Raw genomic sequence first — 20,881 nt, 5'->3', positions numbered from 1 at the left:
CTGCGGCCCTGTTTTCATGGTGCGCGACGCGTTACCACGTGCAACTGCCGCGCAGGAACGCCCACTCCTCGCACTCGTCTCCGCCAGGGCTCACGCAGGTGCCAACTTCGGTGCCATTGGCGCGGGTGGAAAACTCAAGCTGCCCACCACGCTGCAGGCAATACTCCGAAGCAGGATTGGCCATGCCGACATTGGAGCGCGGCGGCTCCGTTGCTGTGCCAGCAGGCGGCGTGGCCGGTACCACCGGTGAAGGCCGCGCGACCGGCGGCTGCGAAACAGGGGACGACATGGGCGGCGGCGCCGGCTGGATGGTCGTGCGCGGCGGCTGCCAGGGCGGCATCGGCGACGAGCAGGCCGTCAGTCCCATTGCCAGCATCAACGCGGCAACAACGGCAGCGCGGCGGCCTTGGCCGACATCCTCAACAACCGTGGCGAGACAGACTGCGCGATCCATGCGTTTCCTCCCGGGGTTCCAGTGCTGCGCACGCAACCGGCGTGCTTGACCGCCTAAGGATAGCTTACGAAACCGCCGGTCCGTATGTCAGACGGTCAGGCTGCCGCAGCTGGCAGGGGAAACCGCATGGTGACGCGAAAACCCGGCGTCGGCGCATCGCTCGCAGCCGGCCCGATCGACAGGTCGCCACCAAGATGCCGCACCAGCCGGTCGACAATCGCCAGGCCCAGCCCGCAGTGCGCGTTGCCGCCGCGCGCCGGGTCCAGGCGGACGAATGGGCGCATCACCCGATCAAAATCGGCCGAGGGGATGCCCGCGCCGTGGTCTTCCACCGTGAGCGTAAAGCCGCGCTCATCCGATGCCGTACACACGTTGACGGGCTGCGCACCGTAAGCAAACGCGTTGTCGAGCAGATTGACGACGATGCGCTCCAGGTGCGTCGGCTTGAGGCGGAAGCGGTCTCCCGCGTGCAAGTCCAGCGCAACATGCTTGCCCTGCTCCGCAAACGGCTGCACCAGCCCACGCAGATGGCGATCGACCGCCACCTCGCGTGCCTCGCTGTCGCCACTCTGCGCATAGGCGAGAAACTGCTCGACGATGGCCGACATGGATTCGACATCGCGCTCGATGCCGGCGCCGGCCTTCTGGTCAGCCAGCATCTCGGCACGCAGGCGCAGGCGTGAGAGCGGTGTTTTCAGATCATGCGCAATGCCGGCCAGCATGGTGTTGCGCTCTTCGTCCGTGGCGGACAAGTCTGCGGCCATGTGGTTGAACTGATCGGTCAACTGGCGCAACTCGTACGGGCCGCGCTCCTTGAGCGGCGCCACATAGCGGCGCCGTGCCAGTGCACCGGCAGCCTCGGCCAGTGCGCGCACCGGGCGCTGGATCTGCCACGCCGCGAACAACGAGAACGCAATGGCAATCGCCAGCACCACCATCACGCCCGGCACCACCGCCGAGATGGTAGGTGGCGCATGCACCCATACGAGCGGCATGGCGATCCATTTGTCGCGCTGCGGAAAGCGCACGTAGACCCGAGGCGTGGCCGACGCTTCCAGCCGAAGCTCCGTGCCGGCAGGCAGGCGGCGTGCGAGTTGCCGCGCCAGCTCGGCGGATTTGTCGGACGCCGACAGCGTGTCGTTGGGGGGCGCGTCATTGGTTTCGGTCACCAGATCGGGCAGCTTCACGTGCAGGTGGCCTTCCATTACCGCCTGGAACGCCTGCAACTGGAACGCCATCTGATCAACCGACGCCTGGTACTGCCGCTCGCGCCGTTCGGTACGCAGCACGCCAAGCCACGAAAAATGGCTCAGCACCAGCACCACCACGATCAGCCCGGCCAACCGGCCAAAAAGGGTGTCAAACCGCGGCGTATCGAATCTAGCCTTGAACTTCATCGCGCACTTCCTGCTCTTCCCGCTCGTCCGGCACAAAGGTGTAGCCGCGGCCGCGCACGGTCTGGATGTAACGCGGGCGCTGGGCATCCTCGTCCAGCACACGGCGCAGGCGCCAGATCTGCACGTCGATCCCGCGGTCAGACACACCACTGCCCGGGCCATACATCAGCTCGACGATGTGCTCGCGCGTCAGCACCTGCATGGCATGCGCAATCAGCAGCTTGAGCAGCGCAAACTCGGTGTCGCTGATGGACAGCGCGCGATCGCCGCGAAACAGCGTGCGCATGCGGAAGTTGAGCTTGAACGGGCCGAACGCGAAGCTGTCACGGTCTTCCGGTGCGGAGGCCGGCACCGCTTGGCGGCGGCGCAGCACGGCGTTGATGCGCGCCAACAGCTCCCGCGGCGAGAACGGCTTGCCCAGGTAATCATCCGCGCCGATCTCCAGGCCGATGATGCGGTCGATTTCGTCACTGCGAGCGGTGAGCAGGATGACCGGCACGTCGTCGTTGCGGGCGCGCAGGTCGCGCAGGGCCGACAGGCCATCCACCTTGGGCATCATCAGGTCAAGCACCACGAGCGCCGGGCGCTCGCGCTCGAGCCGGGCGGCCAGGCCATCACCGTCGTGCATGACGGACACGGCAAAGCCCTGCTGGGTCAGGTATTCGCGCAGCAGGTCGCGCAGTTCGACGTCGTCATCGACGACCAGGATCTTGGTGCCGCTCATGTCTGGGGAAGGCGCTTGAAAGTGTGCTCATGATAACGATTGTCACGCGCGCGAAGCGTCTATGCACTGACGTCATATTGTTTCTCGCGGTAACAGCAGAATGGGTTTGTAATCTGACGTAATACAACCCACCGCGCGACTAATTCTGCGCAAAGACGATGCCTTTAAGCTGCGGTCTGACTGAAATAGGCGCCGGTTATCATGTGCGCTCGTCCCCATATTGATCCAACCAGGAAGCACGACATGTCCGAGGCGATGGACCCTGAACGCGGCAACAACAAGAACGCCGGCCACAAAGATGCGGAGCACGGCACGCAAGAGACGCGCGATGGAGTCTCGCCGACGCTGCTGCCGCCGCCGCGCGAAGGTGGCAAGCGCCGACGCTGGGGCATCTGGGTGGTGCTCGTCATTGTGGTGTTGATCGGCTACGCGGTCTGGCACGCAACGCACCGCAACGCCGGCGGCCCTGGCGGCGCAGGCCGAGGTGGCCCGGGCGGACGCGGCGCAGCCATGGCCAACAAGCCGATGCCCGTGATGGTGGCCACCGCCGCCAAGGGTGATATCAATGTGGTGATCTCGGCATTGGGCAACGTGACGCCCGTGGCCAACGTGACCGTCAAGAGCCGTGTGGACGGCCAGCTTGTTCGCATCCACTTTACCGAGGGGCAGAACGTGAAGGCCGGCGACCTGCTGGCTGAAATCGACCCGGCCACTTACCAGGCGCAACTGCTGCAGGCACAGGGCCAGCTTGCCCGCGATCAGGCCCTGCTGCAGAACGCCAAGCTCGACCTGCAGCGTTACCAGACGCTGGCTGCGCAGGACTCCATCGCCAAGCAACAGGTCGACACCCAGGCCTCGCTGGTGCGCCAGTACGAAGGCACCGTCAAGCTGGACCAGGGCAACGTCGACAACGCCCGCGTGCAGCTCTCGTACACGCGCATCACTGCGCCGGTGTCGGGCCGCGTGGGCCTGCGCCAGGTGGACCCGGGCAACATCGTGCATGCGTCGGACACCAACGGCATCGTCGTCATCACGCAGATCGACCCGATGACGGTCATCTACTCCATCCCCGAAGACAACCTGCCCAAGGTCATGCCGCGCCTGCAGTCCGGCGACAAGCTGCCGGTGGATGCCTGGGACCGCGCCCAGACCACGGTGCTCGCGCACGGCATGCTCATGACGGTGGACAACACCATCGACAACACCACCGGCACGGTCAAACTGAAGGCGCAGTTCCCGAACCAGAACGCTGCGCTGTTCCCCAACCAGTTTGTGAACGTGCGCATGCGCGTGGATACGCTGCACGACCAGGTGATCGTGCCGGGCGCCGCCATCCAGCGCGGCACGCAAGGCACGTTCGTCTACATCGTGGGCCAGGACAGCAACGTGACGCTGCGCGTGGTCAAGCTGGGCGTGACCGAAGGCGAGCGTGTCTCGATCACCTCTGGCCTGCAACCCGGCGAGCGCGTGGTCATTGACGGGGCCGACAAGCTGCGCGACGGCGCACCGGTAGAAGTGATCCAGCCCGGCGCGGCCAATGCGGCAAGTGCGCCTGCTGCGGGCCAGGCCCAACAGGGTGGGCAAGGCCAACGCCACCGCCGTGGCCAGGGTGGTGCATCCGCGCCGGCCGCCAAGCAGTAAGCCGTGCCTCGCGCACTCGCCTGACGAAGTCTTCTGTTCTGAGTTGGCATGAATCCCTCACGAATTTTCATCCTCCGGCCCGTGGCGACCACCCTGCTGATGGTCGCCATCCTGCTGTCGGGCCTGGTGGCGTACCGGATGCTGCCGCTCTCCGCGCTGCCCGAGGTCGACTACCCGACCATCCAGGTGACCACGCTGTACCCGGGCGCGAGCCCGGATGTGATGACGTCAGCCATCACCGCGCCGCTGGAGCGGCAGTTCGGCCAGATGCCGGGCCTGAAGCAGATGACGTCGTCCAGTTCGGGCGGCGCCTCGGTCATCACGCTGCAGTTTGATCTGTCGCTGTCGCTCGACATTGGTGAGCAGGAAGTGCAAGCGGCCATCAACGCCGCCGGCAACCTGCTGCCGAACGACCTGCCGATGCCGCCGATCTACAGCAAGGTCAACCCGGCGGATGCGCCGATCCTGACGCTGGCGATCACCTCCAACACGATGCCGTTGCCCAAGCTGGAAGACCTGGTCGACACGCGCATCGCACAAAAGCTGTCGCAGCTGCCGGGTATTGGCCTGGTGAGCATCAGTGGCGGGCAGCGGCCAGCGGTGCGAATCCAGGCCAACACGTCGGCGCTGGCGGCGCTGGGGCTGTCGATCGACGACATCCGCACGTCAATCGGCACGGCCAACGTGAACGGCGCCAAGGGCAGCTTTGACGGCCCGATGCGCGCGTCCACCATTGACGCCAACGACCAGCTCAAGTCGGCTGCTGAGTACAGCAAGATGATCGTCGCCTACAAGAACGGCGCACCCATCCGCCTGTCGGACGTGGCGCAGATCGTCGACGGTGCTGAGAACAGCAAGCTGGCCGCCTGGGCAAACGCGACGCCCGCCATCATCCTGAACGTACAGCGCCAGCCAGGCGCCAACGTGATCGAGGTGGTGGATCGTGCCAAGGCACTGCTGCCACAACTCAAGGACACCCTGCCCGGCAACGTGGACGTTGCCGTGCTGACCGACCGCACCAGCACCATCCGCGCCTCCGTCACGGACGTGCAGCACGAGCTCATGCTGGCCGTGGCGCTGGTGGTGATGGTGATCTTCCTGTTCCTGCGCAACGTGCCGGCCACCTTGATTCCAGCCGCGGCGGTGCCGCTGTCGTTGGTGGGGACCTTTGGCGTGATGTACATGGCCGGGTTCTCGATCAACAACCTGACGCTGATGGCGCTGACCATTGCCACCGGCTTTGTGGTGGATGACGCCATCGTCGTGATCGAGAACATCGCCCGCTACATTGAAGACGGCGACCCGCCCATGGAGGCCGCGCTCAAGGGCTCCAAGCAGATCGGCTTCACCATCATCTCGCTCACGTTCTCGCTGATTGCGGTGCTGATTCCCCTGCTGTTCATGGGCGACGTAGTCGGGCGGCTGTTCCGCGAGTTCGCCATCACGCTGGCGGTGTCGATTTTGATTTCGGCGGTGGTGTCGCTCACGCTCACGCCGATGATGTGCGCGCGCTTGCTCAAGCATATTCCCGAAGCCGAGCAGAGCCGCTTCTACCACGCTGCTGGCGCCTTCTTCGACAACGTGATCGCGCACTACGGCCGCATGCTGCAGTGGGTGCTCGACCGCCAGAAGAGCACGCTGCTGGTGGCCATCGGCACGCTGGTGCTGACTGGCGTGTTGTATGTGGTGGTGCCCAAAGGCTTCTTCCCGGTGCAGGACACGGGCGTGATCCAGGGTATTTCGGATGCGTCGCAGTCGATCTCGTTCTCGGCGATGGCCGAGCGCCAGCAGAAGCTGGCTGAGGTGGTGCTGAAAGACCCGGCGGTGGAGAGCCTGTCGTCGTTCATTGGCGTGGATGGCACGAACACCACGCTCAACAGCGGCCGCATGCTGATCAACCTCAAGCCGAAGGACCAGCGCGACGCCGATGCGAGCGAGATCATCCAGCGTCTGCAGCCCGAGCTGGCCAAGGTGGCCGGTATCTCGCTGTACATGCAGCCGGTGCAAGATCTGACGATTGAAGACCGCGTCAGCCGCACGCAGTACCAGTTCACGGTGGAAGACCCGGCCCCTGCCAACCTGTCGAAATGGGTGCCCAAGCTGGTCGAGCGCCTGAAGCAGACCCACGAACTGCGCGACGTGGCGAGCGACCTGCAGGACAACGGCCTGCGCGCCTATGTGCAAGTGGACCGCGACAAGGCAGCGGTGTACGGCATCACGATGGCAGCGGTCGACAGCGCGCTGTACAGCGCCTATGGCCAACGCCTGGTGTCGACTATCTTCACGCAGTCGAATCAGTACCGGGTAGTGCTGGAGAACGATCCGAACCACCACGCCGGCCCGCAATCGCTGTATGACCTGCACGTGCCCTCCAGCAATGGATCACCTGTGCAGCAGGTGCCACTGGGTGCCTTTGCCACGGTGGTCGAACAACCGGGCTCGCTGGTCATCAACCACCAGGGCCAGTTCCCGTCGGCCACCATCTCGTTCAACGTGGCACCGGGTGCATCACTGGGCGCGGCCGTGGAAACCATCAAGGCTGTCGAGCAGGAAATCGGCCTGCCGCTCAGCATGGCGACCAGTTTCCAGGGTGCGGCCCTGGCATTCCAGGCGGCCCTGTCGAACCAGCTTTGGCTAATCCTGGCCGCCATCATCACGATGTACATCGTGCTGGGCGTGCTGTACGAAAGCACGATTCACCCGGTGACGATTCTGTCGACGCTGCCCTCGGCTGGCGTGGGTGCGCTGCTGTCCTTGCTGATTGCCGGCAAGGACATGGGCATCATCGGCATTATCGGGATCATCCTGCTGATCGGTATCGTCAAGAAGAACGCGATCATGATGATCGACTTCGCGCTGGAGGCCGAGCGCGAGCAAGGCATGGCCCCGCGCGACGCCATCTACCAGGCGTGTCTGCTGCGCTTCCGCCCGATTCTGATGACGACCATGGCGGCCCTGCTGGGCGCGCTGCCGCTGATGCTCGGCTCGGGTGTGGGCTCGGAGCTGCGTCAGCCGCTGGGCATCACGATGGTGGGCGGCCTGCTGTTCAGCCAGGTGCTGACGCTGTTCACGACGCCGGTCATCTATCTGGCGTTTGACGGCCTGGGCGAGCGCCTGCGCGGTTGGCGTGAGCGCCGCGCTGGGCGCAATGCGCGCGGCGGCCACAACGCACCGGACGCCGATCAACCGGGCGGCCAGTCATGAACCTGTCCGCCACCTTCATCGCGCGGCCGGTTGCCACGGCACTGCTGACCATTGGTGTGGCGCTGGCGGGCATGGCGGCATTCCGGTTGCTGCCGGTATCGCCGCTGCCGCAGGTGGATTTCCCGACCATCTCAGTCAGTGCCTCGCTGCCCGGCGCTAGCCCGGAAACGATGGCCGCCACCGTGGCCACGCCGCTAGAGCGCTCGCTCGGCCGCATCGCCGGCATTACGGAGATGACGTCGTCCAGCTCGCTGGGCTCGTCGCGCATCACGCTGCAGTTCGATCTGTCACGTGACATCGATGGCGCGGCGCGCGATGTGCAAGCCGCCATCAACGCGTCGCGCAGCCTGCTGCCGTCTGGTCTGCCGAGCAACCCGACGTACCGCAAGGTCAACCCGGCCGATGCGCCGATCATGATCCTCGGGATGACGTCAGACACCATGTCGCGCGGCGAGCTGTACGACGCGGCATCGAGCATCCTGGCGCAGAAGCTGTCGCAGATCTCGGGCGTGGGCCAGGTGACCATCGGCGGCGCGTCGCTGCCTGCGGTGCGTGTGGAGCTGAACCCGACGGCATTGAACAAGTACGGCATCTCAATGGAGACCGTGCGCACCATCATCACCGCCACCAACGCCAACCGGCCCAAGGGCATGGTCGAATACGGCGACCGCGTGTGGACGATCTTTGCCAATGATCAGGCCAAGAAAGCTGCCGAATACAAGCCGCTGATCATCGCCTACAACAAAGGCGCCCCGGTGCGGCTGTCCGACGTGGCAGAAGTCACCGATGGCGTGCAGGACATCCGCAACTACGGCTCGGCCAACGGCAAGGCCTCGGTGCTGCTCATCATCAGCCGGCAGCCTGGCGCCAACATCATCGACACCGTCGACGCCATCAACGAGACGCTGCCCTACCTGCGCAACACCATTCCCGCCCAGATCAACCTGGACGTGATGATGGACCGCACCCCCACCATCCGCGCCTCGCTCAAGGACGTGGAACGCACGCTTGTGCTGTCCATTGCGCTGGTGATCATGGTGGTGTTTCTGTTCTTACGTAACGTGCGGGCGACGCTCATCCCGAGCGTGGCGGTGCCGGTATCGCTCATCGGCACCTTCGGGGTGATGTACCTGTGCGGCTACAGCCTCGACAACCTGTCGCTCATGGCGCTGACGGTGGCGACCGGCTTCGTGGTCGACGATGCCATCGTGGTGCTGGAAAACGTCTCGCGCCACATCGAGAACGGCATGCGGCCGATGCAGGCGGCACTCAAGGGCGCGCGCGAGGTCGGCTTCACGGTCGTGTCGATGAGCTTCTCGCTGATTGCTGTGTTCATTCCGCTGCTGCTCATGGGCGGCATTGTCGGCCGGCTGTTCCGCGAGTTTGCGGTGACGCTGTCGGTGGCCATTCTGGTGTCGCTGGTGGTCTCGCTCACCACCACGCCGATGATGTGCGCGCGCTTGCTCAAGCCCGCCAACGAGGAGGAATACGGCTGGTTCCACCGCAAGACCGAAGGCTTCTTCACCTTCCTGCTCGACATGTACCGCAGCTCGCTGGCATGGGCGCTGCGCCATAGCTGGCTCACGCTGCTGATCCTGTTTGCCACGGTCTGCCTGAATGTCTACCTGTACATCATCGTGCCGAAGGGCTTCTTCCCGCAGCAGGATACGGGCCGTGTGATGGGCTTCATCCAGGCTGACCAGGCGATCTCGTTCCAGGCCATGCGGACCAAGCTGACGGACTTCATCACTATCGTGCGGCAAGACCCGGCGGTGGAGAACGTGGTGGGCTTCACAGGCGGCAGCCAGCGCAACACCGGGCAGATGTTCCTCCAGCTCAAGCCACTGGCCGAGCGCAAGCTCTCTGCCGATCAGGTCATCAACCGGTTGCGCGGCAAGCTTGCTCAGGAGCCGGGCGCCACGCTGTTCCTGCAATCGGTGCAGGACATTCGCGTGGGTGGCCGCGCCAGCAATGCGCAGTACCAGTACACGCTGCAGGCCGATAACCTGGACGAGCTGCGCACCTGGGATCCAAAGATCAAGCAGGCGCTCATGCAGGCCAAGTCGCTGACGGACGTCAACACCGACACGCAGGACAAAGGCCTGCAGACCACGCTCGTGATCGACCGCGACAAGGCCAAGTCGCTGGGCATCAACCCGAGCGACATCGACAATGCGCTGAACAACGCGTTCGGCCAGCGTCAGGTGTCCACCATCTACAACCCGCTCAACCAGTACCGGGTGGTGATGGAGGCCGCGCCGCAGTACTGGCAGAGCCCGGAAGGCCTGCGCGATATCTACGTCATCACGTCGTCCGGTGCGCAGGTGCCGCTGTCCACCTTCTCGCACTACGAGCCGACCAACACGGCGCTGGCGGTCAACCACCAGGGGCAGTTCGCGGCCAGCACGATCTCGTTCAACCTGGCGCCCGGGGCGTCGCTGTCCACCGCCACGCAGGAGATCCAGGACACGATGAACCGCATTGGCGTGCCAGCCTCCGTGCACGGCAGTTTCCAGGGCACCGCCAAGGCGTTTCAGGATTCGCTCTCCAGCCAGCCGGTGCTGATCCTGTTTGCGCTCATCACCATCTACATCGTGCTGGGCGTGCTGTACGAGAGCTACGTGCACCCGATCACGATCCTGTCGACGCTGCCGTCGGCAGGCGTGGGGGCGCTGCTGGCGCTGATCATTACCGACACGGACTTCTCGATCATCGCGCTGATCGGCGTGATCCTGCTGATCGGCATCGTCAAGAAGAACGCGATCATGATGATCGACTTTGCGCTGGAGGCCGAGCGCAGCCAAGGCATGAGCCCGGCCGACGCCATCTTCCACGCCTGCGTGCTGCGCTTCCGGCCAATCCTGATGACGACGATGGCCGCGCTGCTGGGCGCCCTGCCCCTCGCACTCGGCCGCGGCGACGGTGCCGAACTGCGCACGCCGCTGGGTATCTCCATCGTCGGCGGCCTGTTGGTCAGCCAGATCCTGACGCTCTACACCACGCCGGTGGTCTACCTGGCGCTGGACCGCCTGCGCCTGCGCCGCGCCGGCCGCACGAAAGACACACCGTTGCCCTCTTTGGGTTCGCAAGGAAGCTCGACATGATGAAAAGAGGCCATCAAGCCCACCGCACACCCGGCCTGCTGCCGCGCACGTTGTTGAGTGCGCCGGCGCTGGCTGCCTGCGCACTGCTGACCGCCTGCGCGGTCGGCCCCGACTACAAGCGCCCCGACACCGAGGTGCCGCAGCAGTACAAGGAAGCCGGCGACTGGAAGGTCGCCAACCCGAGCGACGCCATCGCCCGCGGCAAGTGGTGGGAGATCTTCAACGACCCGCAACTGAACGCGCTGGAAGAACAGGTGGCCGCCGCCAACCAGAACATCGCGGTGGCTGAGGCGCAATACCGCCAGGCGCAGGCGCTGGTGCAATCGGCGCAGGCATCGTTCTTTCCGACCTTGGGTGCGAGTGCCTCGGCCACGCGCAGCCGCTCGGTGCGCACCACCGTCAACCCGGACGGCAGCCTGTCGGTCGGCAACCCAAGCCTGCAGAACTCACAAAGCCTCTCGCTCAACGCAAGCTGGGAGCTGGATCTGTGGGGCAGCATCCGCCGCAACGTTGAATCCAACAAGGCCAGCGCGCAAGCCAGCGCGGGAGACCTGTCCGCCGCCCTGCTCTCGGCACAGGCGACGCTGGCGCAGGATTATTTTCAATTGCGGGTCACGGATACGCAGAAGGCGGTCCTGCAGCGCACGGTGGCCGACTATGAGCGTTTCCTGAAGCTCACGGAAAACCGATACGCCGTGGGCGTGGCGCAGCGCTCTGACGTGCTGACCGCGCAAACGCAACTCAAGCAGGCGCAGGCGCTATTGCTGGATACCGAAGTCACACGCGCCCAGCTCGAACATGCGATTGCCGTGCTGATCGGCAAGCCGCCGGCAGCGTTCTCGCTGGCGCCGTCAAAGGCGACCAACGTGTATGAGCTACCGGCGCTGCCGAATATTCCGCTGGAGATTCCGTCTGCCGTGCTGGAGCGCCGCCCCGACGTGGCCGCTGCCGAGCGCCGCATGGCCGCCGCCAACGCGCAGATCGGCGTCGCCAAGGCGGCCTTCTTCCCGACCCTCACGCTGGGTGCTTCGACTGGCCTTGCGGCCAACACGCTCACGCACCTGGCAACGCTGCCCAGCCGCATCTGGTCGATCGGCCCGACATTGGCCGCGACGCTGTTCGATGGTGGCGCACGCTCGGCGGCCCTGGATAAGGCCGGTGCCGCCTACGATGGCTCGGTGGCCACATACCGCCAAACCGTGCTCGGCGCTTTCCAGGACGTTGAAGACAACCTGGCAGCCCTGCGCTGGCAGACCCAGGAGTTCGACGTGCAGGCCGATGCGGTCAAGGCCGCGCAAGAGGCCGCGCAACTCTATCTCAACCGTTACCGCGCGGGCACTGTCAGCTTCCTCGACGTGATCACCGCACAAGGGACCGCCTACAACGCCGAGCGCACGCTGCTTACCCTGCAGGGCAAGCAATATTCGGCAGCGGTGCTGCTGGTCAAGGCGCTGGGCGGCGGCTGGCACGGTGAAGTACCGGTCGTTGGGCAGGCCGCACTGCAGCCGGCTTCTGCGCCGGTTGCGCAGTAGATCCCCTCTCCGTTGCCGGTGGCTGACGTTTCGCCGCCGGCAATATCCCCTTGCATGTAGGGTCGCACCCGCGGCGCGGGTATTCCCCCTATAATCGTCAGAATTTTTTAAGCCTAGTCTGATTGCGTTGGGCGCGTAAATTGCGTTAGACCCATCGCAGTCACGGTCGTCTGTTTGTCTGCCGCCATGTCCGCTGCGCGCGTGGCCGGCCGCTGCCGTTGCCGTAATCGCGCGCTGCACAATCGCTTCTGCCGCTCTCTCTCCGATGACCCGATCGACACTTCCCCGCTCCGCCAAGCTGATGGCTGCCGCACTCGGCGCCGCCTCGTTGTTCGCTGCCCTGCCCGCCCAGGCCGATCCGTCTGTGCGCGTCATCTACGGTAAGGACAATCGCCACGGCATCGAGAAGTACGGCGTTGATCTGGATTTCGATTCGGGCTTCCACTGGGGCAACCCGGAAGGCTGGTTCGTGAACCTGGATTGGGAAGTGGCACTGGGCCAATGGCGCTCAACGAAGGGCACCAACCGCCAGAACTTGACCGAGTTTGGCGTGACGCCGCTGTTCCGCATTGAAAAGCGCGGCGGTTCGTGGGTGCCGTTCATCGAGGCTGGTGTTGGCCCGCGTCTGCTGTCGCACACCCGCACGTCGGACGAGCACAACTTCAGCACGGCTTTCCAGTTCTCCGACATGATCGGCGTGGGCGTGGCCTTCGGCAGCAAGCAACAGTTCCAGGTCGGCTACCGCTTCGAGCACCTCTCGAACGCGTCGATCAAGCGCCCGAACCCGGGTACGGATTTGAACGAGCTGTACCTGCGCTACACGTTCTGAGTGGTGTGAGCGGGCTGATGCCCGCCCCAGTGCTTGGTGAAAGCGGCCTGCCCTTGCGGCGGGCCGTTTTGTTTTTGCGCGCTGGATTGACGCCAGATCAGCGCGCGTCAGCTTCGCCGTCGAGATCGTGGTCGCGATCGCGCGATCGCATGCCCATCAAGCGCTCGTAGTTGAGCGACGCATGGAAACCAAAACCGTTACCGCCGGCACGCTTGACCTCGTACATGGCGGCGTCGGCATTGCGGATCAGCGTCTGGGCGTCGTGGCCGTCGGCTGGGTACAGCGCCACACCGGCACTCACGCCCATCGACAACACATGGCCTTCCACGCGGAACGGCGCCTGCAGTTCATTGATCAGGCGCTCGAGCGTCTGCTCCACATCGTCGCGCGTGGCGCAATGCGTGAGGATGGCAACAAACTCATCGCCCCCCAGTCGGGCAACCGTGTCGGACGCACGCAGGCCACTGCGCAAGCGCATGGCGGTGGCCTTGAGAACGAGGTCGCCCACGCCGTGACCATACTCGTCGTTAACGGGCTTGAAGCGATCCAGGTCGATAAAGACAACGGCCACCTGGCCGCGCGCACGGCGTGCCGCTTGAATGGCGACGAACAACCGGTCACGCAACAGGCGCGCGTTGGGCAAATCGGTCAACGGGTCATGCAGCGCAAGATGATGCGCTTGGTCGAGCATGGCACGGCGCTTGGTCACGTCGAGCAGCGTGCCGCTCACGCGTGTCGCCATGCCGCGTGCATCACGCTCGGTCACACGGCCGCGCGCGGCAATCCAGATCCACTGCCCGTGGCTTGCGCGAATGCGCTGCTCAATCTCAAAGCTCTCGACATCACCGCGCAGATGGCGATAGATGCGCCGAGCGCTCAACGCCGCATCCTGCGGATGCACCATGGAGAACCATGCGTCGGGATCGTTGGGCAATTCGTCGGGATCGTAGCCGAGCATGTCAGCCGTACGGCGATTGAACGACACGTGCCGCGCCCGCGTCGACCAATCGAAGGTGCCAAGGCCAGCGCCATCGAGCACATAAGACAGGCGCTGCTCCGAAGCACGCAATGACTCGAGCGCCAAGCGCCGCGCAGTCACGTCCTGCACCTGCACGATGAGATGCCTGCTTGTATTTGCGCCGCTGCTCTCATGTGCGAGCGCAAGATCGGCCTGTACCCACACGGTACTGCCGTCCTGGCGCACGAAGCGGGTTTCCATCGACAGCGCTTCGCGCTGGCCGGAGAGCAGCGCTTCAACGCTATCGCGCGCGCGCTCGGTGTGATCGGGGTGGCAGAGATCGAACAGACCGCGCGTGCGCAGCGTCTGCGCTTCATGGCCTGTCAGCGCGCACAGCGCACGGTTCACGTCGAGGAATCGACCCTCCGGCGCGCACAGGCCAATCCCTATCGGCGAATGTTCGATCGCAGCCTTGTACAAGTGGTGGTCCTCAAGCATGGCGATGCATTTTCGCGAATGCGGCAGTCCCGGGGGTGGCTGATGTGATGACGGCCGTCCCACCCCAGCGTGCCCGACAACGCAATGGTTTGCTTGATTGGGCACATAGCGCGGGTGCTGTGGCGGTCGGCGTGATCCCCGTAACCGGTCTCGTGGTCTGCAACACCGGCGGTGGCTGGCAGACCGGTCCGCGCGCATTGCATGCGCGCGAATCGAGGCGGACTATAGAAGCCGCTGGTTAACGGGGCAATCCCTTCCCGCGAGGGGACATGGACCATGCTCACTCTGGCCCCCTCGTACTCGAAGTCGACGCGAAGGAAACGCGCCCCGCGTCATTCCCGTCAGCGTTTGTCGCTGTCGTTTGTCGACAGCCGCCCGGCGACGCCGGACATCCGACAACTCTACACCCAGGCCTCGCGCAGAGCAGCTAACCATTTGGTTAGGTCGAAAGGATGCCACGCGCGCCGCAACCGTTTGCCTGATACACGCGCAGGATTCTCCACATTGTGGATGTCTCCACTTGCAGACAAGCCTTAGGCGCTCATCCAGAAGAACGAAGTCGCGCAAAAAGGGGGCGCGCTCCATTACTATTCTTGAAGATCGCTTCGGGGGGCGAGTGAACACGGCGAGCCGACGCGCGTCCATACGGCGCGCGCGGCAGGTGGAGGTTGTATGGAATTGAGTTTTGTCGCCCCCGGCACGCAAACGCACCGCTACGCCTTGAAGCTGGCGGGCCTGCCCGACGGGCCTGAGGGCACCCAGCCCATTGATCCGGTCTGGATCGACGATGCCCTCACCGCGGCCGTGCGTGTATTTGACGCACACCGCGTGCACTTTGCCGATGCGTACTTCGCCTATCGCGCCCGAGATGCGGCGCAGCATCCCGCACATGCTGCGGACGTCGCGCAACCCACACGCATTGCCGGCGATCTGCATGACGACACACCGCTGCTTGCGGATACGTTTGCCATTGCGCAGCTTGCCGCACTTGTCTCGCTCGAGGCCGCGGGTGTGGCCGACATCATCGACGTACATCTTGTCGTCGAGCGCCTGCGCGACGATGGCCCAATCCCGCCCGCCGACAGCATCGGCGAAGTCACCTTCACCACCGAAAGCCCCCCGAGCCTGCGCAGCGCCGCCAGCCGGCACTGATTACGCTGACGGCCGGGGCGGCCTGCTCGGCCTGCCCACGGCCGCCGCATCGCGAAAGGTCCAGTGCCGGTGCACCAGAAAGTTGAAGACCGCGGTGATGGCCGAGGCAAACATCTGCGCGACGAGGTAATACAGCCCGAGCGCTAAGCCGATCGCCATGATGGTGGCATTGCACCCCAGCGCCAGAAGCGCCACCACGCCAAATCGCAATATTGCGCCGAGATGCCCGCGCGTACTGTTGAACACCGCCTGCCGGCTGATGAAGTAGTTGAGCGTGGCGCCGATCACGCTGCCAGCCACCGACGCCCGCCAGGGCGACACTCCCGCCTGCACCAACCCGAATAGCACAACGTAGTGCGCAAGCGTCGCGCCGCCGCCAATCACGACGTAGCGCGCGAACTGCTCCACCATCGCCCCAAAACCCCGCCGAGAGATTGTCGTCACGCCGCGCCTGCTGTGGATGGAAAACTGCGCCGGATCATAGCAACCGTGTGTGCAACTCTTGTGCCCACCTGAGCCAGAAGCGACGCCAAGTGCGCTTTGCGCTTAAAGTTGCGTGACATTTGGCCGTATAAAGTCGTGGGACCCGCGCGGGTGCGGGTGCGCCATTGCCATGCTTGAACTTCAACCTCTCGACATTCCGCTTGCAATCCCCCTGCCGTGGCCGATGCTGGACGCCGACGGGCAACTGCTCGTACCCAAAGGCGACGTCATCCACTCGCTGGAGGAGATCGATCTGCTGTTCACGCTGCATCGTCCGCATCGCCAGGCGGATGGCTCGCCGCAGCCGGCGCCCGCGTTTGCCAACACGCAGTTTCCGAACACAGTGTTCCCCGACATGGTGGGTGAGGACCCCGACGGAGAACGCAACATCGCCATGGAGCTGCTGGGCCTGCGCCCGGGCGGCATGCTCACCGTACGCCTGACAGCAGGCGCTGGGCAAAGCAAGGGAGCGGCGCGCGTGATGGGCTACAGCCCGCAGCGCCACCTGCTCATCACCATGCCGACCGACAGCGGCCGCGCGGTCATGCCCGTCAAGGACGAACTGCTGGAGATCCATGCGTTCTCGGGCGAGGGCATCGCCAGTTTCGAATGCACGGTGATGGCGGTGTGTCGCATCCCCTTTGAATACGTGGTGCTGTCACCGCCGCGGCGGATCAAGAACCGCACGTTGCGCAAATCGCTGCGCGTGCGCACCAACGTGGTCGGCAAGATGCTGGTGAGCGGCGAGCCGCCGCGCATGATCCATATCTCCGACATCAGCACGACAGGGGCGTCATTCCGCTCTGCGCATCGGCTGGAAGTCAGCGGTGCGCCCGCACGTCTGCGCTTTCGTGTGAAGACGCGCGACTACCACTCAGAGCTGGTGGCCGCGACGCTCATCCGCAGCGAGAAGCCCGCCGATTTGCCCAACACGTACCAATACGGCGTGGAGTTCATCGAGTTGGTAGCGGCGCAAAAAATGCTGCTGCAGTGCTTCATCTACGAGCAATTGCTGTGGGGTGGCCAGCGCATGGTGTAAGCCGGTCGCATGCTTGCCGCGACAGTGAGAAACCGCATGCACAAGAACACAGCAAGACTGATATCAATTGCACTTTTATCTGAATTAATTGAAGCTAAATTTATAAAAACGGCGCAAGTGGCTCCTGCGAAAACCTACCGGGAGTCGGCCACCCGCGCCGGGTTTGGGCTTATGATGCCTAAAGGTTTGCCGTAACAACGTTACACAATTGACGGCATGGGCAAACCCGTGCATTTCCGTTTCAAAGGCATTTGCAAGACGATCCCTATTTATGAGTCGCGCAACATCTGTCGCGCCATCGGGTCTGGATCCCATCTCCGAGCTGCCGGACCGAGAACGATTCGTCCACCTGCTGGCAGCGATGCCACATGCCGCGCGGTCCGGTGCCGCGCCCGCGATCGGCGCATTGCTGCTGATTGGACTGGATCATTTTGCCGAGGCGACCAACACGCTGGGGCCCCTTGCGGCACGTGCGGTCATTGTTGAATGTGCGGCGCGCCTCAAGGCGCTGTGCACGCCCGATACCGATGGCAATGCCCCGATCGTTGGGCGCGTGAGCCACGAAACCTTTGCCATTGCCTCGGCTGAATTTGCCTCCGCGCAAGCCGTACACGATCTCGCACGACGTATCTCCGCAGCGCTCACGCGGCCGTTCATTGCGCAGGGGTACGAGCTGGTCTGCTCGTGCAGCATCGGCATGACGCTGTTCGAGAGCACGCCCACGGAAGCCGCACGGCTGATCGAACAGGCAGACCGTGCGCTCTATCATGTGCAGCACGGCGGCGAGCAAAGCCCCGCACTGTACGCCCCCGCCGCAATGCCGCCACGTACCGACGGCGCAGCAGCGACGGACCCGGCAACCGACCCCGCCGCCGAACATCCGCGCCTGGCGGCGCAGCTACGCCACGCGCTGGCACGCCGCCAGTTCAGCCTGAACCTGCAACCGCAATTGAGCCTGGCCGACGGCAGGATCGTCGGCTACGAATTTCTCTTGCGCTGGATCTCGCCCGAATTGGGCGGCGTGGCGCCGGCCGATTTCCTGCCAATCCTGGAACAGACCGGTGACATCCGCGAGGTAGGCCGCTGGGTGCTCGACAACGCCGCCCAGATGCTCGCCGGCCTGCAGCGTGAGGAGTCGGAGCGGCCTGGCCGTGGCGGCCCACGGCATCAGTCCAGCGTGCATGCGGCGGTCAACCTGTCGGTGGCGCAATTGCTTGACCCGCAATTGAGCGACGTCGTGCGCGACATTGCGGCACGCCACGCGGTGCCAACCACGCGGTTGGTGTTCGAGGTGTCGGAGCACACACTGCTGCGTGTCAACGGCGCGGCGCGTCAGGCCGTCGACGCACTGCATGCATGCGGTGCGCGCGTAGCCGTGGAGGACTTTGGGGCAACGGCCCACAGCCTGGCGTGTCTGGAGACCTACCGCCCCGATCAGGTCAAGCTCGACCGGGGCGTCGTCAGCGCCGTGGCGGATGCCCACCATCACGGCGCGTTGCAAGAACTGGTGGCCGCCGCCCACGCTGCCGGTGTGCCCGTTACTGCCACACGCGTGGAAACGGCGGCACAACTCCAAGCGCTGCGTGCCTGCCGTTGCGACGTGATCCAGGGCTACCTGCTGTCACAACCGTTTCCGGCACGCTGGATCGACGATACGCAAGGCGTGATTGCCGAGCGCGCGCGCGATCTGATGCCTTAGGGCGTAAAGCGCCCCTGCAAAAACAACGCCCTTCCGCGCAAACGGAAGGGCGTTGTTGTTGAAGGCTCAAGCGCACCGTTCAGGCGCGCGGCATTCAAGCGTGGTTCGTGCGGAAGACCGCAACAGCGCTGCGCAGCGCCTCCGCCTGCTCCTCCAGCGACTCTGCAGCGGCCGCCGCCTGTTCCACGAGCGCAGCGTTCTGCTGGGTCACCTGGTCCATCTGCGTGACAGCCTGGTTGACCTGTTCGATGCCGCTGCTCTGCTCTTCCGATGCGGAAGAAATCTCGCCCATGATGTCCGTCACGCGCTTGACGGCCACCACCACTTCCTCGATCACCGTGCCGGCCTCGGCCACCAGGGTCGAACCGTTTTGCACGCGACCCACCGAGTCGCCGATCAATTCCTTGATCTCCTTGGCCGCCGTGGCACTGCGCTGCGCAAGGCTGCGCACTTCGCCGGCCACCACGGCAAAGCCGCGGCCCTGCTCGCCGGCGCGGGCGGCTTCCACTGCTGCGTTCAGCGCCAGGATGTTGGTCTGGAAGGCGATGCCCTCGATCACGCCAATGATGTCGGCAATCTTCTTGCTGCTGTCGTTGATGCCCGTCATCGTCTCGATGACACGGCCTACCACCTCTCCGCCCTTGACCGCGATGTCCGACGCGTTGACTGCCAGCGTGCTGGCCTGACGGGCGTTGTCGGCGTTCTGCTTCACGATGCTGGTCAGCTCTTCCATGCTGGAAGCGGTTTCCTCCAGGGAACTGGCCTGCTGCTCCGTGCGCTGCGACAGGTCGGCATTGCCGGCGGCAATCTGCTTGGTGGCGCTGGCAATCGAGTCCGAACCCGTGCGCACCTGGCCGATGATCTGTTGCAGACTTGTCTGCATCGAGGCAACGGCATGCATAAGACGCGCGGTTTCATCGCGACGGCCGGCCGTGGTCTGCCCTTCCATGCGCGTGGCCAGGTCGCCCGAGGCCATGCGTTCGAACACCTGGATGGCGCGCTCCAGCGGACGCACCACCGTACGGCCCAGCACACTGCGCGCCACCACCGACAGCACCAGCGCCGCAGCCAGCAGGCCGCCCGCAATCCAGATGCTCATGGCATAGCGCGACTGCGAGTTGTCGAAGCGCGTCTTGCCGTACTTGAAGCGCGCGCCAACCAGCGGCCCCAGCGCCGTGTCGTAGTCGACAAACAGCTTCGGCACCTGGGTCGTGTTCAGTTCACGGTAGGTGGTGAGATCACTACGCTCCAGCGCGGCAATGGCAGGCTCCAACGCCGTCTTCACGAACTTGGTGCGCGCGGCGTCGGCGGCTTGCAACTGGGCGCGATCGGCGTCGGGAATCGGCAGCTTCATGAACTCGGCCCACGCGTCGTTGGCCGTGTTGACCATCGTGTGCGCATCGGCCAGCAGCTTTTTCAGGTCTTCCGGCGACGACACCGAATCAAAATTGGTCAGGTGAATGCGCGCCCACAGCAGGTTGATGGTGTCCTTGGCCAGCAGGTCGAGCCCCTTGGCGTCTTCCAGGTACACGGCACGCAGGTCGTCATTCGTCGCCCGGCCGGTGGAGATGCCCGCAAAACCCACTACCGCGATCATCACGGCAAACACCGCAACCAGCATCGTCAATCGCGTCCGAATGCTCGTGTCCATCCACTTCCACATATGTATTCCCCCCGTATGGTTGGCCGTCAGGCGCTGTCTTGTGCTCTTTTCCCGGCTTCGACACACCGGTTGTCTGGCACCCGTTTCACTCCTGAAATGTCCTAACGGCAGGGGGCGGCGGAAGTAGAGGCCCTCCTCACGAATGTCCGGGATACGCCGCAAGTGATATGAAAGACTGTCAAAAAGATGCCCCCGACGCACCCCACGTGCGCGGGGTGGCACTAAAATGCGGTCTGCACCACCAAATGGGTGGGCAATCCTGCGAAACCGTGCGAGATCGCGCGGTAGGCCGCACTACTCACAAGGGGATCAAGATGAAGAAACTGATTGCACTGGTGGCCCTGGGCTGCGCTGTCCTGGCCGGTTGCAACACGATGGCTGGTGTGGGCAAGGACATCCAGTCGGGTGGCCAGAAGCTGGAAAACGCTGCGGACAACACCAAGCAGAAGATGTAATGCAGGATTGGCCGGGACGATTACCCCGCCAGACTTGAAAGACGCTGCA

16 protein-coding genes are annotated in these 20,881 nt (G+C 64.5%); 10 read left to right on the top strand and 6 right to left on the bottom strand.

Going from position 1 to position 20,881, the window contains the following annotated elements; translation table 11 throughout:
• Nucleotides 1-31 precede the first annotated feature (31 nt).
• The 3 genes from V6657_RS23120 to V6657_RS23110 form a co-directional block, all read right to left on the bottom strand.
• Nucleotides 32-454 (bottom strand): DUF333 domain-containing protein, encoded by a 423-nt coding sequence (locus tag V6657_RS23120; protein WP_048935831.1) that lies wholly within the window; start codon nucleotides 452-454, stop codon nucleotides 32-34.
• A 95-nt stretch (nucleotides 455-549) separates the two neighbouring features.
• Entirely contained in the window at nucleotides 550-1,851 is a 1,302-nt protein-coding gene (locus V6657_RS23115; RefSeq protein WP_048935830.1) for an ATP-binding protein, read from the bottom strand.
• Nucleotides 1,835-2,575 (bottom strand): response regulator, encoded by a 741-nt coding sequence (locus tag V6657_RS23110; protein ID WP_021192659.1) that lies wholly within the window; start codon nucleotides 2,573-2,575, stop codon nucleotides 1,835-1,837. The genes V6657_RS23115 and V6657_RS23110 overlap by 17 nt, the downstream gene beginning before the upstream one ends.
• A gap of 243 nt (nucleotides 2,576-2,818) precedes the next feature.
• On the opposite strand from V6657_RS23110, the gene V6657_RS23105 reads away from it, so the two are divergent.
• From V6657_RS23105 to V6657_RS23085, 5 genes are all read left to right on the top strand, one after another.
• Complete coding sequence (locus V6657_RS23105; protein ID WP_048935829.1) at nucleotides 2,819-4,216, top strand: MdtA/MuxA family multidrug efflux RND transporter periplasmic adaptor subunit; 1,398 nt, start codon at nucleotides 2,819-2,821, stop codon at nucleotides 4,214-4,216.
• A 48-nt stretch (nucleotides 4,217-4,264) separates the two neighbouring features.
• Complete coding sequence (locus V6657_RS23100) at nucleotides 4,265-7,420, top strand: MdtB/MuxB family multidrug efflux RND transporter permease subunit (RefSeq protein ID WP_048935828.1); 3,156 nt, start codon at nucleotides 4,265-4,267, stop codon at nucleotides 7,418-7,420.
• A complete protein-coding gene (locus V6657_RS23095; protein WP_048935827.1) occupies nucleotides 7,417-10,524 on the top strand; it encodes a multidrug efflux RND transporter permease subunit in 3,108 nt (1,035 codons plus the stop codon). Before V6657_RS23100 ends, V6657_RS23095 begins: the two co-directional genes overlap by 4 nt.
• Entirely contained in the window at nucleotides 10,524-12,056 is a 1,533-nt protein-coding gene (locus V6657_RS23090; protein WP_048935946.1) for an AdeC/AdeK/OprM family multidrug efflux complex outer membrane factor, read from the top strand. Before V6657_RS23095 ends, V6657_RS23090 begins: the two co-directional genes overlap by 1 nt.
• A gap of 265 nt (nucleotides 12,057-12,321) precedes the next feature.
• On the top strand, nucleotides 12,322-12,885 hold the full coding sequence (locus V6657_RS23085) for an acyloxyacyl hydrolase (protein ID WP_048935826.1): 564 nt from the start codon (nucleotides 12,322-12,324) through the stop codon (nucleotides 12,883-12,885).
• Between the two features lie 97 nt (nucleotides 12,886-12,982).
• Here V6657_RS23085 and V6657_RS23080 read toward each other — a convergent pair whose 3' ends face one another.
• A complete protein-coding gene (locus V6657_RS23080) occupies nucleotides 12,983-14,341 on the bottom strand; it encodes a diguanylate cyclase (protein ID WP_048935825.1) in 1,359 nt (452 codons plus the stop codon).
• 672 nt (nucleotides 14,342-15,013) lie between these two features.
• Between V6657_RS23080 and V6657_RS23075 the strand changes: the two genes are divergently transcribed.
• Entirely contained in the window at nucleotides 15,014-15,493 is a 480-nt protein-coding gene (locus V6657_RS23075; RefSeq protein WP_048935824.1) for a hypothetical protein, read from the top strand.
• Here the strand turns inward: V6657_RS23075 and V6657_RS23070 are convergent, their stop codons facing one another.
• Entirely contained in the window at nucleotides 15,494-15,937 is a 444-nt protein-coding gene (locus V6657_RS23070; protein ID WP_248694636.1) for a GtrA family protein, read from the bottom strand. It abuts the gene before it with no gap.
• Nucleotides 15,938-16,106: 169 nt separating this feature from the next.
• On the opposite strand from V6657_RS23070, the gene V6657_RS23065 reads away from it, so the two are divergent.
• The 3 genes from V6657_RS23065 (at nucleotide 16,107) to V6657_RS23055 (ending at nucleotide 18,714) form a co-directional block, all read left to right on the top strand.
• Nucleotides 16,107-17,015, top strand: coding sequence for a flagellar brake protein (locus tag V6657_RS23065; protein WP_048935822.1), 909 nt, complete (start codon nucleotides 16,107-16,109; stop codon nucleotides 17,013-17,015).
• Between the two features lie 36 nt (nucleotides 17,016-17,051).
• Nucleotides 17,052-17,210 carry a hypothetical protein gene (locus V6657_RS23060; protein WP_160315315.1) on the top strand — a complete coding sequence of 53 codons (159 nt, stop codon included), beginning with the start codon at nucleotides 17,052-17,054 and terminating at the stop codon, nucleotides 17,208-17,210.
• A 76-nt stretch (nucleotides 17,211-17,286) separates the two neighbouring features.
• Nucleotides 17,287-18,714, top strand: coding sequence for a bifunctional diguanylate cyclase/phosphodiesterase (locus V6657_RS23055; RefSeq protein ID WP_048935821.1), 1,428 nt, complete (start codon nucleotides 17,287-17,289; stop codon nucleotides 18,712-18,714).
• 94 nt (nucleotides 18,715-18,808) lie between these two features.
• On the opposite strand, the gene V6657_RS23050 is transcribed toward V6657_RS23055, so the two are convergent.
• Nucleotides 18,809-20,377, bottom strand: a complete 1,569-nt coding sequence (locus V6657_RS23050; protein WP_048935820.1) for a methyl-accepting chemotaxis protein — start codon at nucleotides 20,375-20,377, stop codon at nucleotides 18,809-18,811.
• 314 nt (nucleotides 20,378-20,691) lie between these two features.
• Between V6657_RS23050 and V6657_RS23045 the strand changes: the two genes are divergently transcribed.
• Complete coding sequence (locus V6657_RS23045) at nucleotides 20,692-20,832, top strand: entericidin A/B family lipoprotein (RefSeq protein WP_048935819.1); 141 nt, start codon at nucleotides 20,692-20,694, stop codon at nucleotides 20,830-20,832.
• The last annotated feature ends 49 nt before the right edge of the window (nucleotides 20,833-20,881 follow it).

It is taken from the genome of Ralstonia sp. RRA (assembly GCF_037023145.1).
In the GTDB taxonomy this organism is placed as follows: Bacteria; Pseudomonadota; Gammaproteobacteria; order Burkholderiales; family Burkholderiaceae; genus Ralstonia.
This window is presented reverse-complemented; position numbering and strand designations above follow the sequence as displayed.

Excerpts from the sequence above, each read along its gene's own strand:
- V6657_RS23090 (WP_048935946.1), top strand. The coding sequence starts at position 10,524 with ATGAAAAGAGGCCATCAAGCCCACCGCACACCCGGCCTGCTGCCGCGC.
- V6657_RS23075 (WP_048935824.1), top strand. The coding sequence starts at position 15,014 with ATGGAATTGAGTTTTGTCGCCCCCGGCACGCAAACGCACCGCTACGCC.
- V6657_RS23115 (WP_048935830.1), bottom strand. The coding sequence starts at position 1,851 with ATGAAGTTCAAGGCTAGATTCGATACGCCGCGGTTTGACACCCTTTTT.
- V6657_RS23095 (WP_048935827.1), top strand. The coding sequence starts at position 7,417 with ATGAACCTGTCCGCCACCTTCATCGCGCGGCCGGTTGCCACGGCACTG.
- V6657_RS23085 (WP_048935826.1), top strand. The coding sequence starts at position 12,322 with ATGACCCGATCGACACTTCCCCGCTCCGCCAAGCTGATGGCTGCCGCA.
- V6657_RS23065 (WP_048935822.1), top strand. The coding sequence starts at position 16,107 with ATGCTTGAACTTCAACCTCTCGACATTCCGCTTGCAATCCCCCTGCCG.
- V6657_RS23100 (WP_048935828.1), top strand. The coding sequence starts at position 4,265 with ATGAATCCCTCACGAATTTTCATCCTCCGGCCCGTGGCGACCACCCTG.
- V6657_RS23080 (WP_048935825.1), bottom strand. The coding sequence starts at position 14,341 with ATGCTTGAGGACCACCACTTGTACAAGGCTGCGATCGAACATTCGCCG.
- V6657_RS23045 (WP_048935819.1), top strand. The coding sequence starts at position 20,692 with ATGAAGAAACTGATTGCACTGGTGGCCCTGGGCTGCGCTGTCCTGGCC.
- V6657_RS23060 (WP_160315315.1), top strand. The coding sequence starts at position 17,052 with ATGCACAAGAACACAGCAAGACTGATATCAATTGCACTTTTATCTGAA.
- V6657_RS23120 (WP_048935831.1), bottom strand. The coding sequence starts at position 454 with ATGGATCGCGCAGTCTGTCTCGCCACGGTTGTTGAGGATGTCGGCCAA.
- V6657_RS23105 (WP_048935829.1), top strand. The coding sequence starts at position 2,819 with ATGTCCGAGGCGATGGACCCTGAACGCGGCAACAACAAGAACGCCGGC.
- V6657_RS23050 (WP_048935820.1), bottom strand. The coding sequence starts at position 20,377 with ATGTGGAAGTGGATGGACACGAGCATTCGGACGCGATTGACGATGCTG.
- V6657_RS23110 (WP_021192659.1), bottom strand. The coding sequence starts at position 2,575 with ATGAGCGGCACCAAGATCCTGGTCGTCGATGACGACGTCGAACTGCGC.
- V6657_RS23055 (WP_048935821.1), top strand. The coding sequence starts at position 17,287 with ATGAGTCGCGCAACATCTGTCGCGCCATCGGGTCTGGATCCCATCTCC.